Source organism: Azospirillum brasilense (assembly GCF_022023855.1).
In the GTDB taxonomy this organism is placed as follows: Bacteria; Pseudomonadota; Alphaproteobacteria; order Azospirillales; family Azospirillaceae; genus Azospirillum; species Azospirillum brasilense_F.
In genome coordinates, this window is the sequence record NZ_CP059449.1 from 1,925,049 (window position 1) to 1,941,443 (window position 16,395).

General features: G+C 69.6%; 12 protein-coding genes. 7 read left to right on the forward strand and 5 right to left on the reverse strand.

Translation table 11 applies throughout. The features are described 5' to 3' along the window. Nucleotides 1–75: 75 nt before the first annotated feature. The 3 genes from H1Q64_RS09155 to H1Q64_RS09165 all read left to right on the forward strand — a co-directional run bounded on the left by H1Q64_RS09155 (nt 76) and on the right by H1Q64_RS09165 (nt 4,919). Nucleotides 76–3,462 (forward strand): DEAD/DEAH box helicase, encoded by a 3,387-nt coding sequence (locus H1Q64_RS09155; protein WP_237903238.1) that lies wholly within the window; start codon nt 76–78, stop codon nt 3,460–3,462. A gap of 108 nt (nt 3,463–3,570) precedes the next feature. Further along, nucleotides 3,571–4,110 carry a hypothetical protein gene (locus H1Q64_RS09160; RefSeq protein ID WP_237903239.1) on the forward strand — a complete coding sequence of 180 codons (540 nt, stop codon included), beginning with the start codon at nt 3,571–3,573 and terminating at the stop codon, nt 4,108–4,110. Next, on the forward strand, nt 4,107–4,919 hold the full coding sequence (locus H1Q64_RS09165; protein WP_237903240.1) for an endonuclease III domain-containing protein: 813 nt from the start codon (nt 4,107–4,109) through the stop codon (nt 4,917–4,919). Before H1Q64_RS09160 ends, H1Q64_RS09165 begins: the two co-directional genes overlap by 4 nt. Before the next feature lie 129 nt (nt 4,920–5,048). Here the strand turns inward: H1Q64_RS09165 and H1Q64_RS09170 are convergent, their stop codons facing one another. Beyond that, nucleotides 5,049–5,312, reverse strand: coding sequence for a hypothetical protein (locus H1Q64_RS09170; RefSeq protein ID WP_038526977.1), 264 nt, complete (start codon nt 5,310–5,312; stop codon nt 5,049–5,051). A 192-nt stretch (nt 5,313–5,504) separates the two neighbouring features. On the opposite strand from H1Q64_RS09170, the gene H1Q64_RS09175 reads away from it, so the two are divergent. Next, entirely contained in the window at nt 5,505–8,156 is a 2,652-nt protein-coding gene (locus H1Q64_RS09175; RefSeq protein WP_237903241.1) for a glycosyltransferase, read from the forward strand. Between the two features lie 65 nt (nt 8,157–8,221). On the opposite strand, the gene H1Q64_RS09180 is transcribed toward H1Q64_RS09175, so the two are convergent. The 4 genes from H1Q64_RS09180 to H1Q64_RS09195 form a co-directional block, all read right to left on the reverse strand. Continuing rightward, complete coding sequence (locus H1Q64_RS09180; RefSeq protein WP_237903242.1) at nt 8,222–9,055, reverse strand: hypothetical protein; 834 nt, start codon at nt 9,053–9,055, stop codon at nt 8,222–8,224. Between the two features lie 102 nt (nt 9,056–9,157). Continuing rightward, entirely contained in the window at nt 9,158–9,508 is a 351-nt protein-coding gene (locus tag H1Q64_RS09185; RefSeq protein ID WP_237903243.1) for a hypothetical protein, read from the reverse strand. 72 nt (nt 9,509–9,580) lie between these two features. Beyond that, nucleotides 9,581–10,030: a hypothetical protein gene (locus H1Q64_RS09190; RefSeq protein ID WP_038526988.1), complete on the reverse strand. Its 450-nt coding sequence runs from the start codon at nt 10,028–10,030 to the stop codon at nt 9,581–9,583. 290 nt (nt 10,031–10,320) lie between these two features. Further along, on the reverse strand, nt 10,321–12,552 hold the full coding sequence (locus tag H1Q64_RS09195; protein ID WP_237903244.1) for a DNA topoisomerase: 2,232 nt from the start codon (nt 12,550–12,552) through the stop codon (nt 10,321–10,323). Nucleotides 12,553–12,594: 42 nt separating this feature from the next. Here H1Q64_RS09195 and H1Q64_RS09200 point away from each other — a divergent pair, with 42 nt between their 5' ends. The 3 genes from H1Q64_RS09200 (at nt 12,595) to fusA (ending at nt 16,205) form a co-directional block, all read left to right on the forward strand. Continuing rightward, nucleotides 12,595–13,371 carry a trypsin-like serine peptidase gene (locus H1Q64_RS09200; RefSeq protein WP_237903245.1) on the forward strand — a complete coding sequence of 259 codons (777 nt, stop codon included), beginning with the start codon at nt 12,595–12,597 and terminating at the stop codon, nt 13,369–13,371. A gap of 112 nt (nt 13,372–13,483) precedes the next feature. Further along, the gene (locus H1Q64_RS09205; protein WP_014240903.1) at nt 13,484–13,831 is read left to right on the forward strand and encodes a RidA family protein; all 348 of its coding nucleotides are present in this window, start codon (nt 13,484–13,486) and stop codon (nt 13,829–13,831) included. 229 nt (nt 13,832–14,060) lie between these two features. Further along, entirely contained in the window at nt 14,061–16,205 is a 2,145-nt protein-coding gene (fusA, locus tag H1Q64_RS09210; RefSeq protein ID WP_237903246.1) for an elongation factor G, read from the forward strand. The last annotated feature ends 190 nt before the right edge of the window (nt 16,206–16,395 follow it).

The following is a 16,395-nucleotide window of genomic DNA, read 5'->3' on the forward strand; positions in this document are numbered from 1 at the left end:
ACGGGGCATGGTGTGGGCTTATACCGACGCCCCCGTTCCTGACCCGTTCTGCCTTTTCGGTATCCCTTCCGGCCCATGTCGCTGTTCGGTTCCCTTCCTCGCGCCGCCGTCACCGCCAGCGCGACGGTCTCCTTTTCGCAGGAGGATCTGGCGCGCGTCTTCGATGCGAAGACGCTGCAGCGCGGGCGCACGCTCATCCTGACCGGGGCGGTGACGCTCCTGGAGGCGGAAGCGCGGATCGCCGCCACGGTCACCGACCTCGGCCGGACGCTGTCGGTGACCGTCGTTCCGGTGCGCGGGCGCAGCCGGGTGGTCTTCGACAAGAGCTGCACCTGCGGGCGCAACGCCTGCGCCCATATGGCCGCGGCGGCGCTGATGACGCTGGACGCCCGCCCGGAAGGGCGGCAGATGTCCCTGTTCGACGCCCCCCCGGCGGCGGAGCCCCCGGCGCTCCAGGCGGTTCCCGATCAGGCCCCTGCACCGGCGCCGCTTCCGGAACCGGTGCCGCCGCCGCCGCCGCCCGATCCGGTGCTCAGCGTCCGCTGGACTCTGGAGCCGGGCAAGGATGACGCGGCCATGTTCGTCTCCGCCGTCATTGCGGTGGAGGGGGCGGGGGAGGGCGACGACGTGTCCACACCGGCCAGCCCGCGCGACGTTCTGGCCCGCGCGCCGCGCAGCCTGGACGGCGACGTGGACCGTGCCATCGCCCGGATGCTCGGCGGAGGCGGGGTGGTGCGCACGCCGGTCGCCAAGAGCCGCGGCGACGTGGTGGACCGCATCCTGCGCCGCCTGCTCGGCTGCGGGCGGCTGCGCTGGCGCGGCGGCACGGTGCTGGCGGAGGGGGCGGGGATGACCATCCGCGCCTTCCGCGATCCGGCGACGCGCAAGCTGCGCCCCACCGGCCTGCCGCCCGGCGCCGCGTTGATCAAGGGTCTGGGCTACTGGTGCGTCGATCCGAAGGCCGGCACCGTCTGCCCCGTCGAGTTGCAGGTCGTCGAGGTGCCGAAGCCCAAGACTGCGGTCCCTCCGCCCGCTGCGAAGACGATTCCTTCGAAGGCAACACCCCTTAAGGCGGCGCCCCTAAAAGCCTCCGCTCGGCCCGCGCCGGTGCGATCGGCGCCCGAGCGCCCGGACTTCCCGGCGGCCTCCGCCTTCGCCGCGGGCATGCCCGGCGGCGTGCGCATGGGCTCCGACCCCGCCGCCACCATCGTCGAGCGCGATCCGCGCGTCGTCGCCCGGCTGGGCCGGGTGGTGTCCCCGGACGGCGGTCTGGTGGACGTGCTGCGGCTGGCCTTCGACTATGGCGAGGATGATTCGCCGTCGGAGATCGAGCCCGACGACCAACGCCAGTTCGCCCGCGTCGAGGAGCCCGCCGGGGCGGTCTTCGTCCGCCGCGACAAGGCGTTGGAGCAGGGGGCGCTGGAAAGGTTGGCCGCCTTCGGCTTCGCCCAGGCGCGCATCGAGCCGCCCAAGGGCCAATTGAACGCCCGCGGCACCCGCGTGCACTGGCTGACCGGCAAGGACGCCGATGAGCGCTGGTCGGCCTTCCTCACCACTGAGGTGCCGGCCCTGCGCAAGGACGGCTGGACCGTCAAGATCGGCGCCGACTTCGGCACCCGCGTCGTCGAGGCGAACGAGGATGTCGCGGTCGCCGTGCGCGATTCCGGCGACGGCTGGTTCGACCTTGACGTCGGCGTGGAGATCGACGGGGAGCGCCGCGCCCTGCTGCCCATCCTGGCGACGCTGATCGAGCGCGGCGGCATGGAGGCGACCCGCGTCATCGACGGGCGCGCCCATCTGGTGCTGGACGACGGCAACGTTCTGGCCCTGCCGGCGGAGCGGGTCGAGCGGTTGATGAGCGTCCTGGAATCGATGCTCGACAGCGGGCGGCGGCTCGACGACACGCTGAAGGTGCCGCTGACCGAGGCCGACGGCCTTCTGGACATCGACGACCTGATCGCCCGGCGCACCGAGGACACCGGCCAGATCGACCGCTACCTGCGCACCATCCAGGAGCAGGAGATGCCGGCGGAAATGGACCCGCCGCCGGGCTTCCAGGGCACGCTGCGCGACTACCAGCGCGTCGGCCTCGCCTGGATGCAGGGGTTGCGGGCCAACCGGGTGGCCGGCATCCTGGCCGACGACATGGGCCTGGGCAAGACGGCCCAGACGCTGGCCCACATTGCCATGGAGGAGAAGGAGGGCCGGCTGACCGACCCCTGCCTCGTCGTCGTTCCGACCAGCCTCGTCCCCAACTGGGTGGCCGAGGCGCAGCGCTTCACGCCGCACCTGCGGGTGGTCGTGCTGCACGGTCTGGACCGGCACGAGAAGCTGGGCGACCTCGACCGCGCCCACATCGTGGTGACCACTTACGGCGTGGTCGGCCGCGACGTCGAGGTGCTGAAGCGCCGGGACTGGCATCTGCTGATCCTCGACGAGGCGCAGGCCATCAAGAACCCGGACAGCAAGGCGACCCGTGCCGTCTGCGCGCTGAACGCCCGCAATCGACTCTGCCTGTCCGGCACGCCGGTGGAGAACAATCTCGGCGAGTTGTGGAGCCAGTTCGCCTTCCTGATGCCCGGCCTGCTCGGCGACCGCAAGGAGTTCGGGCGCCGCTACCGCACGCCTATCGAGAAGCGCGCCGACGGCACCCGCGCCAAACAGCTGATGCGCCGCATCCGCCCCTTCCTGCTGCGCCGCACCAAGGAGGCCGTGGCCAAGGAGCTGCCGCCGAAGACCGAGGTGGTGGTGCGCATCGACCTGGAGCCGGCGCAGCGCGACCTCTACGAGACCATCCGCCTATCGGTGAACGAGACGGTGCGGGCGGCGCTGGCGGTCAGCGGAGTGTCGCGCAACGCCATCACCATCATCGACGCGCTCCTGAAGCTGCGGCAGGTCTGCTGCGACCCGCGTCTGGTCAAGATCCCCGCCGCCGGCAAGGTGAAGGAGACCGCGAAGCTCGACGCCCTGACCGACATGGTGCTGGAGATGGTGCCGGAAGGCCGGCGTATTCTGATCTTCTCGCAGTTCACCTCCATGCTCGACCTTATCAAGCTGCGGTTGGAGGAGGCGAAGATCGGCTATGTCGAGCTGACTGGGCGCACGCTGGACCGCGCGGAGCCGGTCAACCGCTTCCAGAACCGCGAGGTGCCGGTCTTCCTCATCAGCCTGAAGGCGGGCGGGCGCGGCTTGAACCTGACGGCGGCGGACACGGTGATCCACTACGATCCCTGGTGGAACCCGGCGGCGGAGGATCAGGCGACCGACCGCGCCTACCGAATCGGGCAGGACAAGCCGGTCTTCGTCTACAAGCTGATCGCCGCCGACACGGTGGAGGAGCGCATCCTCGACTTGCAACGGCGCAAAGGCAACCTGTCCGACGCAACCATCGAGGGCACCGGTCTCATCAGTGCACTTGAAGGCGGGGACATCGACTATCTGCTGGGTAGGGCGACGGACTGACCGCACCCTCGGGATTACCGCCCTTCCGGGTCTGGCCTTTGCGGCACCATGGCATAGATGCTTGACGACGAAAGCATTGCGTTCGTTTCCCTTGCAACGGGGAGGGCCATGGCATCGACGAAGCGGGACACCGCACCCGATCCGGAACGGCTCATCGGCGCGTGGCGCGATGCCGCCGCGGACGCCCGCCGTTGGCGTGACGATCCGGACCGCGTGGCCGCCCTGAAGGCGGCGCGCACCCGGCTGCACCAACCGCCGCCGCCGCCGCCGCGCCCGCCCCAGCGGGTGCTGGCCGACGAGCTGCACGCCGCCCGCGCCGCCTGGGAGGAGGGGCAGGGGCTGGATGGCGCCGCTCGTGCCCTGGCCTATGCCAACCTGAAACGCTGGGAGCCCGGTCTCTTCGGCTACAGCGAGACGCAGCGGTCCACCGCCGGCAAGATCGCCGCGTCGGAAGCCGCGGAATCGCGGCGCGACGAGCAGGAGCGGGCGGAGGCTCAGGCCCTGATCCGGGCCTTCCGGCGGGTCCAGGACCGTGCCCGCAGCACCGCCCGCGCCGTGCAGGCTGATTCGCGCGCCCGCGCCATGGCAGCGGACGAGGGGCTGATGCTGCCGGACGGTGATCGGTCCGGCGGTGTGACGGCCCCGTGAAGCGCCGTCTCAAGGCCAACGACGACCAAGCGTCCTTCGCGCTGTCGCCCACGGCATTGCCGGCCTCGGTTTTGCCGGCTTCGGTTTTGCCGGCTTCGGTTTTGCCGGATGAGAAGCTGTTGGAGATCCACCGCCGGCTCTGCCTGATCTTCGGCTGCCCGATCGCCTATTTCCGTGCGCTCGACCCGCTCAGCGAACTGGTGTCCTCGTTGCTGTCGCACCGCACGCGCAACGCGGCGTCCGGTGCCGCCTTCCGTGCCTTGCGGGCGCGCTGGGGGGAGGATTGGGCGGCCGTCCGCGACGCCGACCCGGCGGAGGTCGAGACGGTCATCACCGGGGTGACGTGGCCGGAGCAGAAGGCGCCGCGCATTCAGGCGATCCTGCGACGGATCACCGAGCTGCGCGGCGAGCTTTCCCTGGATTTCCTGGCGGGGATGACGGTGCCGGAGGCGCGGGCATGGCTGCAGGCGCTTCCCGGCGTCGGCCCGAAGACCAGCGCCGCGGTGATGAGCTTCAGCAGCCTGCGCCGCCCCGCCTTGCCGGTGGACAGCCACCATCACCGCGTCGCCGTGCGCACCGGGCTGATCCCGTCCAGCGTGGCGGTCGGCCCGTCGCACACCATTCTGGAGGCGCGGCTTCCCCCGGAGTGGACGGCCCAGCAGATCTACGACCATCACGAGGTGATGATGCTGCACGGGCAGCGGGTCTGCTTCTACCGCAACCCGGCCTGCGAGCGCTGCGTTCTCCTGGAGCTGTGTCCGGAGGGTCAGAAGCGAATGGTGGGCGGGGCGTCGGCGGAGGGCGCTTAGTCGCTTTTTGCCCCCACCCCCGGCCCTCCCCCGCTCACGCAGGGGAGGGTGCCTTCTGCGAATCAGCGTCAGTTCCCTCCCCTGCGACAGCGGGGGAGGGTTAGGGTGGGGGCAAAGTTTCCAGTACGTTCAATTCACCAGCGGCGGGCGGCGCATGCCCGGCAGGGGGGAGGGGTTGCTGCGCTGTGGCCGTTCGCCACCGGAGGCGGCCTGCTCTGCGGCGTCGAGCATGGCTTCGGCCTGCTTCTGCACGGCGGCGGCGCGGGCTTGGTCCATGGGGTCGCTGCTCTCCTTCCGGACATAGCCGGCGGCCTGCTCGGCGAGGTCGAGGGTTTCGACCACCTCGTCCATAGTTTCCTCCAGCGCGGTCACATCGACCTTTTTGCCGGTCATTTCGTCGTCTCCCGTCGTTGCGGTTGGTGATGCCAACAGGAGCGGGACGGTGGCCGTTCCCAATTTGGTAATCCGGGCAGCCACCCGTAAAAAATTCGACGTGGGCGCGGGAATAGTTTTTTGCAGCGCACGTTCGTCAGTGTGTCCGGTGGCGCCCGCCACCCATCTCACCCAGGCTTGCGAAATCCCCACATGAGCAACCCGAAGCGTTCGATCCGGTCTGCGGCCTTGGCCGCGGCGATGCTCGCCGTGACTGCCGGCCACGCGTCCTTCTGGTCCTGGCGCAACGCGCCCACTCCTGTGGACGCCGTGCCGGGTCGCATCGAATCCGTCTCCTACTCCCCCTCGGGCCGCAGCTACGACCCCAACCACCAGCCGGTGGTCGATGCGGTGGAACTGGACCGGGACATGACCGCCATCGCCGGCTTCGCCGACGGTGTGCGCACCTATTCCACGCTCGGCTCCCAGGGCGACGTACCGGCCATCGCCGCCAAGCATGGCCTGGACGTTACGCTGGGCGTCTGGCTGAGCGACGACAAGGCCCGCAACGAGCGCGAGGTCGCCCGCGCCATCGTGCTGTCCCGCACCGTGCGCGGCATCGAGCGCGTCGTGGTCGGCAACGAGACGCTGCTGCGCGCCGAGCTGACCGACACGGAGCTGGCCTCCTACATCCGCCGCGTCCGCGCCGGCGTGCCGAAGCACATCAAGGTCGGCACCGCCGACGTGTGGTCGGAGATCGTCAAGGCCAAGGAGACCATCGCGGCGTCCGACTACATGGGCGTCCACGTCCTGCCCTACTGGGAAGGCGTACCCGTGGAGAACGCGCTGACCTGGATTCGTGACCGGCTGGACACCGTGCGCAAGGCGCATCCGGGCAAGCCGCTGTTCGTGGGCGAGGTGGGCTGGCCGTCGGGCGGCGAGAACTTCCACGACGCCTACCCGACGCCGCAGGCCCAGGCCTTCGTCGTCCGCAACTTCGCCGCCGAGGCGGGGATGCTGGGCATCGACTACAACGTGGTCGAGGCGTTCGACGGCGTGTGGAAGTCCAGCATCGAAGGCTCGCCCGGCCCGACCTGGGGCGTGCTCGACGCCGACCGCGCGCCGAAATGGCCGCTGGCCGGCGACGTCCCGGCCCCCTGGGGCGACCGTGCGGGTGCCGCCGTGGCGCTGGCCCTCGGCCTCGCACTGTCGGCCTTCGCCGCCTTCCGCCGCCGCACCAACATGACCTACGCGCTGGCCGCGTCGGTGGGCGCCAACATCGTCGGCTTCGGCGTCGGCTCGGCCGTCGCCGGCGCCTACGCCGAATATTTCACCTTTGGTGCTGCAACCACCTGGGGCTCCGCCTTCCTGCTGGGCGCGCTGATGATGTCGGTGGCCTTCGCCGACCTGACCGAGGTGGTCCGTCGCCTGTTCACTGGCCGCGCCCCGGCGCTGCTGCCGCGGGTTCCCGCGGTACCGGAGCACAAGCCGATGGTGTCGGTGCACATCGCCGCCTGCCGCGAGCAGCCCGACGTGCTGGCCGCCACGCTGACCTCGCTGGCCCGCGTCGACTACCCGGACTATGAGGTCGTCGTCCTCATCAACAACACCGAGGACGAGGCGCTGGTCCGCCCGGTCGAGGAGCTGTGCGCCGAGCTGGGTCCGAAGTTCAAGTTCCACTGGTACAAGACGATCAGCGGCTTCAAGGCCGGCGCCCTGAACGCCGCGCTGCGCCACACCGACCCGCGCGCCGAGATCGTCGCCGTGCTCGACGCCGACTACACGGTGGAGCCGGACTGGCTGAACAAGCTGGCCCCGACCTTCGCCGACCCGCGCGTCGGCATCGTCCAGGCGCCGCAGGAGCACCGCGACGGTCATGAGACGCCGCTGAAGGCCGCCATGACCGCCGAGTACCGCCCCTTCTTCGACGTCGGCATGCAGGAGGGTCTGACCTCCCAGGCCTTCGTCTGCCACGGCACGATGATCATGCTGCGCCGCTCCGCCATGGAACAGGTCGGCGGCTGGTCGGAAGAGGGCATCTGCGAGGACACCGAGCTGGGCATCCGCATCCTGTCGGCCGGCTACCGCGCCGCCTACACGGACGAGCGTCTGGGTCAGGGCCTCGCCCCCGACAACTTCATGCAGTTCCGCAAGCAGCGCGACCGCTGGGTCTTCGGCTCCACCCAGATCCTGCGCGCCCACTGGCGGAAGTTCCTGCCCGGCGCCACGGAGCTGACGGTCGGCCAGAAGATCGGCTACCTGACCAACTGGGCGCGCTGGTGGTCGGACGCGGTGGGCGTGCTCGCCGCCGGTGCGGCGGTCACCTGGACCTTCGCCTCGCTGGTTCTGCCGCTGCACCTGCCGCCGGTCCAGGCCACCGCCGCGGTGCTGGGCGCCCTGGTCCTGCGCGCCGGGTCGAGCCTGCTGGCCTCGCGCTACGCCTCCGGCAACTCGTGGAAGGAGAGCTTCGGGGCCTGCGCCGTGGGCATGGCGCTGTCCACCACGGTGGCGCTGGCCGCGCTCCGCGGCGTGGTCCGCAAGCGCGACGCCTTCCGCGTCACCGCCAAGGGCGGCAAGCGGACCCAGGGGGCCTTCTGCGCCAAGCCGGAAGCCTGGCTGTCGGGTGCCCTGCTGGTCTCCGCGGTGACCGCTTGGTTCGCCAACCCGCTGGGCACCCTGTCGCTGGAGTTGTGGGCGATCCTGCTGACTGCGATGGCTGTGCCCAACCTGATGGCCGTGGGTCTCGCGATCGGCGACATGCTGCCTGCCGGCACCCCGCGCCCGGCGCCGCTGCCCGCCCCGCAGGGCGTGGTCCAGCCCACCGCCGCTCCGGCCAAGGCCGCCAACGAGCCGGTCGCCGCGTAACCTTGCAGCCCTGAACGGAGAAAGCCCCCTTGCCGCCGGCAAGGGGGCTTTTCTTTGTGGACGGGTCAGCGCTTGCCTTTCTTGCCCTGGATGCTGGTGATCTGCTGGGAGGCAACGTTGCCTTGGCCCATGGCGGCGTTGAAGGCGCTGCCGACGTTGTTGAACTGGATGCCGCCGCTGGCCAGCGCCGTGGGCAGATGCGGCAGCGGACCGAAGTTGCTCATCACCGGATCGAAGAAGCCGTCGGGCGGCGGATTGCCGTTGCCCGTGGTCACGCCCGGCTGGGGCTTCGGAGTCGGAGCCTTCGCCTGCACCGGGGGCGGTGCCTGCGCCGGTGCGGGCGCCTGACCGACGGGGGCCGGCGCGGCCGCTTGCTCCGCGACACCACCACCAGCGACGCCGCCACCGCCGGCGGACCCGTCCGCACCCTGGATGATGAACTGCTCCGTCACGTTGCTGTCGCCGAAGGACAGGGCCAGCGAGCTGTCGAAGTTGTTCACGATGAAGGGCGCGTCGATGAAGGTGAAGTTCGGCACGATGGGTTCCGGCGGCGGCTGGCGGCTGGCGGCCAGCGCTTGGCCCTTGTTGAAGCCGCCCAGGAAGCCGGCGTCGCCGCGGATCTTGGCGATGGCCTGCTGGTGCGAGGCCTGACGGCTGACGTTGGGGTTGGTCACCGTCGCCCCCGGAGGGGCGCCGCGCCGGGTGGCGTTGACGAAGACGGGCTGGCGCGGCAGCAGCGGCGGCATCCCCATGCCCATCCCCATCGACATGCCGACCGCCGCGCCCAGCTGCGGGTTGACGGAGAAGCCGCCGGCGTCCTGGGCGGCAGCAGTTCCGCCCAGCAGCGCCAGGGCGGCGATGCCGGACAGCAGCGGCGCGAAGCGGCGGATGCGGATCATGGCGGGGCTCCTCTGTTCGGCGGTGTGCGCTGATCCTAAGGCGGCCGACCGGGGAGCCGCTGTGAGGCGGGCCACAGGTGCCGTGTTTTATGCCGCTTGGCTTTACGCCTCTTCCTCAAAAGGGAAGTTTTTGCCGAAGGGATGGTCCGGCATCGGTGCGGCCTGCGGGGGCATCGGCGGCATGGGCATCGGCTTCAGGTCGGGCTGCGACGGGCCGCGCCGGCAGGCGGTGTGGCCATTGATGGTTTCGCAGGTCAGCGCGCCCGGCCCGGTCACGCAGGTCGTCCGGTCGTTGACCGTCTGGCACGACAGCGAGCCCGAGCCGCGGCTGCACACCGTCTTCCCGTTGACCGTCTGGCAGGCGAGGTTTTCGGCGGCGGCGGTCTGCGGGGTTCCGGCCAGGGCCAGGATGGCGGCGAGCGCACCGAAGACCGGCAGGGCGAAGCGGAGCATGACGGCAGTCCTCCAGTGAGGAATCCGGAAAGGGGCGCCGCCTTGCGGATCGGCGGCGCCGGATGGGGTGGATCACTGGGCCTTGAGACCAAACAGATTCTGCCCGGCGGCGTTGCCGATGCCGGCGGCGACGTTGGTCGTCACACCGACGTTGGTGTCGAGCAGGCCGCCCTTGCCGAAGCCGAAGGTGACGCCGGTGACGTTCTGCTTGGCCTTGTTGCCGATGCCGGCGGCGACGTTGGTGGCGACGCCGACGTTGGTGTTCACCAGCGACCCGCCGGTGCCCTGCTGCATGGTGAAGACGTTCTGCTTGGCCTTGTTGCCGATCCCCGCCGCGAGGTTCGTCGCGACGCCGACGTTGGTGCTGGAGAGGGAGGGCGCCGCGGCGAAGGGGCTGCCGAAGCCCGGCTGCATCATCATCGGGTTGACCGGCATGCCGCCGGTCTTGAGGTCGTTGGCGAAGGCGTGGGGGGCGGCGAGCAGCGTGGCGGCAGCGGCGGCGATCAGGGTCAGGCGGCGCATGGGCTGGGTCTCCTCCGGGGTGTGGGGCCGTGTGTGGCTCGATGTCCGTGGAGGAGAGGGTAGGCGGATGCCGCCCCCGCCGCTGTGGCCTGGGCCACAGTCGGAGGGTGATTCGGAGACGCTTGGGAAGTATTGCCCCCTCCCTAACCCTCCCCCACTCTCGGCGGACCGAAGGTCCGCCTGCCGCGTCAGCGCAAACCTATGGTTTGCGCGAGAGCTTCGCAGGGGAGGGGACCGTTCTCCCTCCCTCCCCTGCGATAGCGGGGGAGGGGCGGGGGGCAAGCCGACGCTCAGCGCGCGTGCTGGTCCAAGAACTGGCGGCAGGAATCGAAGTCTTGGAGCACTGTGTCCGACAGCTCAACGCCCTTGCGGTCGGCGAGGCTGCGGGCGAAGGCGACCATCTTGTCGGTCGGGGCCTTGCGCCGCGCGCCGCTCGACGGTGCGGCGGGCGGCGGCCGGGCGGCGTCGGCGACCGGAGCGATCGAGTCGGGGACCTCCGGCGCGGCCTTCGCCTTGCGGCTGCGCCGGGGCGTCTTCGGCGCTTCGCCGTCCATATCGGCCGCGGCGACGGCCGTCTTGCGGCTGCGCGTGCGCGGTGTGGCACCGGCGGGGCGCGGGCTCGTGGAGCGACGGCGTCCGACTCCCCGTCCGGCACGGATCGGGCCGCCACGGACGCCGAGATCCACCGCGGGGCCATGGTTGCCGACCAGCACGCCGATCAGCCGCCCGGCTTCGTCGGCGATGCCGTCGATGACGCTGCGGAAATCAGCGCGTCCGACCACCACCTCGTCCAGCCGCATTTCCCACAGGGCGGTGGTGCCGGGATCGACCAGGGTGGGGGCGGCGCCGCGCAGGGTCTCGAACAGCTGCAACCCGGCGGGGGTGGGGACCAGCCACTTGCCGTCGGCGCCCAGCAGGTTCTGCCGTCGCAGGCCCTTGATGATCTCGGCGCGGGTGGCCGGGGTGCCGATGCCCTTGGCTTCCTTCAGCCGGTCGCGCAGCGCCGGATCCTCGACGAAGCGCCAGGCGTTCTGCATGGCGTCGACCAGCGTGCCTTCGTTGTAGCGCGGCGGCGCCTGGGTCCGCTTGGCCTCCACCCTGGGCTCGGACAGGCGGGCCGGCTCCCCGTCGGTCAGCGGGGGAAGGGTCTGCTCCTCCTCCTTCTCGTCGGGCTTGCCGTCCGTCTCGGCGGAGCCGAAAGCCGCCTTCCAGCCGAGCTTCAGGGGGATGCGCCCGACCGCCCGGAAAACCACCGGCTTGCCGTCGACGGGCACGTTCATCAGGACCGTGGTCTGCCGGTACTCGTAGTCGGGCATGACGGCGGCGAGGTAGGAGCGGCAGATCAGCGCGTAGAGCCGTTTCTCGTCATCGGTCAGGCGGTTCAGCCGGCTTTCCAGATCGTCCAGCACGTTGACGTTGGGCACGATGGCGTGGTGCGACACGCCCTCCAGAGCCTTGTCGCAGAAATGGCCGGACTTGCCGCGGCGGATCACCGGGCGGGACAGGTCGAGATGGGCGAAGCCGCGCAGCCGGGTCAGCGCCCCGGTGATCGCCGGGACGTCGGCGATCTGGTTCTCCGACAGGTAGCGCGCCTCGGCGCGCGGGTAGGTGATGAGCTTCTTGCCCTCGCCGTCGTAAAGCTCCTGCGCGACCTCCAGCGTGCGATCGGCGGTCCAGCCCCAGCGCTGGCCGCAGGTCTTCTGCAGTGCGGGCAGGTCGTAGAGCTTCGGCGGAGCCTGCCGCCGGTCCTCCACCGTCACCGACAGGGGGCCGCCATGGCCGTCCGCGGCGCGGGCGATGGCCTCGGCGCGGGCACGGTCCTTGATGCGGTCCTTCGGCGGCGGAGCGTGGCGCATCAGGAAGGAGCCGCCCGCGGCGGTGGCCGTTGCCACGACCTCGAAATAATCCTCGGGCTTGAAGTTGCGGATCTCCAGCTCGCGCAGGCAGACGATGGACAGGGTCGGCGTCTTCACCCGCCCGATGCCGATCACCCCGCGCGTCCCCGGCGCCAGCAGCGTCTTGGTCGCCGTGCGGGTCAGGGACAGGTTGAAGATCTGGTCGGCCTGCTGGCGCGCCACCGCCGCCTCGTAGAGCGGGCGAAGCTCGTTGTTCGGCTTCAGCTTGGCGAAGGCGTCGCGGATCGTCTTGGGGTCCTGGGCGGTGAACAGGGCGCGCTGCACCCGCCCGCGGAAGCCCAGATGCTCCAGGATTTCCTGCCCGATCAACTGCCCCTCGCGGTCGCAGTCGGTGGCGAGGATGACCTGGTCGCAGCCCTTCAGCGCCGCCTTGATGGCCGCGAGCTTCGCCGTTTTGTTACCGCCGCCGTCGGGCCGCGTCGGGTAGAGTCCGTCCGGCTTCAGCAGGGTGGGCGACCAGCGCTTCCAGTCGGGGTTGACCTCGTCCGGCTCGGCCAGCCGCAGCAGATGCCCCTCGGCCGGCAGGATGCGCCCGTAGCGATCCCCCAGCGCGGCGCGCAGGTCCTTTGCCTGACTGGACTTTTCCGTGATGATGAGCGTGGCCATGGCCGCCATGGTAAGACGAACATGAAAACGTATCAAGAACACTTGATAGCCATTCTGAGCGGTTTCCTGGTCGCGGTGCCGCTCCTCGCAGCCGCACTCCCTGCCACGGCGCAGAACCCTCTGCTGCCGGGGATTGGGGCGAAGGACCGGCGGGTGGTGGTGGACGCCACGCACGCGCCGTGGAACAGCCTCGTCAAGGTGCAGAGCAATCTCGGCGCCCGCTGCACCGGTGTGCTGGTGGCACCGCGCCGGGTGGTCACCGCCGCCCATTGCCTGCTGAACCGGGCGCAACGCTTCCTCCCGGCTTCCTCCCTGCACGTCCTGTTCGGCTACGAGCGCGGGGAGTACCGGCAGCACCGCGCCGTCGCCGCGCTGGAAACCGGCGGCCCCTACGACAAGGAGCGGCGGCTCGACGGGCTGGTCGGCGACTGGGCGGTGCTGACGCTGGACGGCGACGCGCCGGAGGGGATGCCGCCGCTGCCGCTCGCCCGGGTCCCGCCGGACGCCGGCACGCCGCTGATGCTGGGCGGCTACAGCCAGGACCGGGCGCACCTCGTCACCGCCGACACCGGCTGCGCGGCGCGCGGCATCAACGACACCGACCGCGGGCCGCTGCTCGTCCACGACTGCGACGGGACGCGCGGGGTGAGCGGGGCGGCGCTGCTGGTGCGCACGCCCGGCGCGGACGGGGCGGGGGAGGGCTGGGCGGTCGCCGGCATCGCGGTGGCCGCGGTCAGCGGCCCCAATCCCCGCAACATCGCCGTGCCGAGCGCCGCTTTCGTGGCCGCGGTGGAGGGAAATACGCCTTCTTTGCGGTGATGCACGGGCGCGGGGCAGCTTTGAGCGGTGGCGCCTCATTTTTTGCTAGGCCCTTGGACGTGAATCGCATAGACGTACGCGCGTTCAAGACCCCGTAACCGGAGCCGTACCGATGTCGATCCAGCGCTTCCATTCCGGACCGCGCATGAGCCAGATGGTCATCCACAAGGACACGGTCTATCTGGCCGGCCAGGTGGCCAACGATCCGACTCCGGACGTGGAGACGCAGACCCGCCAGATCCTGGGCCAGATCGACGCCCTGCTGGCCGAGGGCGGCTCCGACAAGAGCAAGCTGCTGTCCGCCACCATCTATCTGACGGACATGTCCACCTTCGGCGCGATGAACAAGGCGTGGGAAGCCTGGGTCGATACGGCCAACCCGCCCGCCCGCGCCACCGTGGAAGCGAAGCTCGCCGCGCCGGAGTATCTCGTTGAAATTCAGGTGACGGCGGCCAAATAAGCTGCGTGACGGGGCGACCCGGCTCCCTCGGTTGGGGTTTGCCGGCGTGGCCCACCAGACTGTGAGGGCCGCGTGCTTCGAAAAAATCCGGAAGGCTTGACCTTCCGGATTTACAGAACGTTAATCACGCCTTAACAGATCATCCGTAAAACCCCGACCAACCTCTGCCGCCGGAGCGGACGACCGTCGTTGCGCTTCGATAGCTGCGTTACAGTAATGGATTCGCAACATGCCGCGCCAAACGCCTCTTTCTGACATCCGGAACATCGGCATCATCGCCCACGTCGATGCCGGCAAGACGACGACCACCGAGCGCATCCTGTACTACACCGGTCGTAAGCACACGATCATCGACGTGCACGAGACGAAGGACCTGAAGTCCTCGACGACGACCGACTACATGGAGCAGGAGCAGAAGCGCGGCATCACGATTCAGTCGGCTGCCGTCTCGGCCTTCTGGCGCAACAAGAAGATCAACGTCATCGACACCCCGGGCCACGTGGACTTCACCATCGAGGTGAACCGCTCGCTCCGCGTGCTCGACGGCGCGGTCGTCGTGTTCGACGGCGTGGCCGGCGTTGAGCCGCAGTCCGAGACCAACTGGCGCCTCGCGGACAACTACAACGTTCCGCGCATCTGCTACGTCAACAAGATGGATCGTTCGGGTGCGAACTTCCAGCGTTGCGTCGGCATGATCAAGAGCCGCCTGAACGCCCGCCCGGTCTGCATCCAGGTTCCGCTGGGTTCGGAAGACAACTTCCGCGGCATGGTCGACCTGATCGAGATGAAGGCGTACGTCTGGTTCTCGGACGACAAGGACGCCAAGTGGGAAATCTGGGAGATCACCGACGATCTGGCCAGCAAGCTCAACCTGACCGTCAAGGAAGACCTGGACAACATCGCCAGCATCCCGTCCCTGCGCGCCGAGCTGGTCGACACCGCGCTCGAGATGGACGACGCGGCGATGGAAGCCTACCTGGAGTCGGGTGAGGAGCCGTCGGCCGAGGTGCTGCGCGCCTGCCTGCGCAAGGGTACGATCACCAGCACCTTCACCCCGGTCCTCTGCGGCTCGTCCTACAAGAACAAGGGCGTCTGCCAGGTTCTGGACGCGGTCGTCGACCTGCTGCCGGCCCCGACCGACGTCGAGGCCATCAAGACGGTGGACGAGGACGGCAACCCGAACGGCGAGCGTCTCAGCTCCGACGACGCGCCCTTCGCGGCGCTGGCCTTCAAGGTGCTGAACGACACCTACGGCTCGCTGACCTTCGTGCGCGTCTATTCGGGCGTGCTGACCAAGGGCATGTCGGTCCTGAACACCACCCGCGGCAAGCGCGAGAAGATCGGCCGCATGGTCGAGATGTTCGCCGCTCAGGCCAACCCGATCGAGGAAGCCCGCGCCGGCGACATCATCGCGCTCGTCTCCCTGCAGGAGACGGACACCGGTGACACGCTCTGCGACGCCGCCCACCCGGTGATCCTGGAGCGCATGCGCTTCCCCGACCCCGTCATCAGCGTCTCGGTCGAGCCGAAGACCAAGGGCGAGCAGGAGAAGTTCTCCATCGCGCTCGGCAAGATGGTCCGCGCGGACCCGTCGCTGCGTCTGGAGACCGACCGTGAAACCGGCCAGACCATCCTGCGCGGCATGGGCGAGCTGCACCTGGAAGTGACGCTGGACCGTCTGCGCACGGAGTTCGGCGTGGAAGGCAACATGGGCAAGCCCCAGGTCGCCTACCGCGAGACGATCACCAAGCCGGTCGAGTACACCTACACCCACAAGAAGCAGACCGGTGGTTCGGGCCAGTTCGCCGAAGTCAAGATCGTCTTCGAGCCGCTGGAGCGTGGCGAGGGCTTCGTGTTCAAGGACGAGACGGTCGGTGGCACGGTGCCGCGCGAATACGTCCCGTCGGTCGCGAAGGGCCTGGAAATGCAGAAGGAAGAGGGCGTGCTCGCCTCCTATCCGACTGTGGACTTCCGCGCCCGCCTGGTGGACGGCAAGTACCACGACGTCGACTCGAACGCCCTGACGTTCGAAATCGCCGCCAAGGCCTGCTTCCGTGAAGCCCTCAAGCAGGCCGGCCCGATCCTGCTCGAGCCGGTCATGAAGGTCGAGGTCGTCACCCCGGATGATTACCTGGGCGACGTCATCGGCGACGTGAACCGCCGCCGTGGCACGGTGCTGGGCCAGCTCGAGCGTGGCACCAACATCGCCGTGGAGGCCCACGTGCCGCTGAACGAGATGTTCGGCTACATCGGCCAGCTCCGCGGCATGACCTCGGGCCGCGCGTCCTACTCGATGGAGTTCAGCCACTACGAGCCGGTGCCGCGCAACGTCACTGACGAGATCGTGGCGGGCCGCAGCAACAAGGCCGCCTGATAACGGGCTGCTGCTTTCAGGAGAAGGGGCCGGCGAAGCGATTCGCCGGCCCTTTTTCTTTGTCCGGCGGGAACTTTGCCGGGACCACCCCGGCGGGATGAGGGATTCTTCTTGCGGCGATACCACTTTCAGATCAGTGTTGCTGGTAAGTGACGCATCCCAGTTTTTGGGAATGACCCAGCGAATCTTC

Excerpts from the sequence above, each read along its gene's own strand:
- H1Q64_RS09175 (WP_237903241.1), top strand. The coding sequence starts at position 5,505 with ATGAGCAACCCGAAGCGTTCGATCCGGTCTGCGGCCTTGGCCGCGGCG.
- H1Q64_RS09170 (WP_038526977.1), bottom strand. The coding sequence starts at position 5,312 with ATGACCGGCAAAAAGGTCGATGTGACCGCGCTGGAGGAAACTATGGAC.
- H1Q64_RS09195 (WP_237903244.1), bottom strand. The coding sequence starts at position 12,552 with ATGGCCACGCTCATCATCACGGAAAAGTCCAGTCAGGCAAAGGACCTG.
- H1Q64_RS09160 (WP_237903239.1), top strand. The coding sequence starts at position 3,571 with ATGGCATCGACGAAGCGGGACACCGCACCCGATCCGGAACGGCTCATC.
- H1Q64_RS09185 (WP_237903243.1), bottom strand. The coding sequence starts at position 9,508 with ATGCTCCGCTTCGCCCTGCCGGTCTTCGGTGCGCTCGCCGCCATCCTG.
- fusA (WP_237903246.1), top strand. The coding sequence starts at position 14,061 with ATGCCGCGCCAAACGCCTCTTTCTGACATCCGGAACATCGGCATCATC.
- H1Q64_RS09190 (WP_038526988.1), bottom strand. The coding sequence starts at position 10,030 with ATGCGCCGCCTGACCCTGATCGCCGCCGCTGCCGCCACGCTGCTCGCC.
- H1Q64_RS09155 (WP_237903238.1), top strand. The coding sequence starts at position 76 with ATGTCGCTGTTCGGTTCCCTTCCTCGCGCCGCCGTCACCGCCAGCGCG.
- H1Q64_RS09205 (WP_014240903.1), top strand. The coding sequence starts at position 13,484 with ATGTCGATCCAGCGCTTCCATTCCGGACCGCGCATGAGCCAGATGGTC.
- H1Q64_RS09180 (WP_237903242.1), bottom strand. The coding sequence starts at position 9,055 with ATGATCCGCATCCGCCGCTTCGCGCCGCTGCTGTCCGGCATCGCCGCC.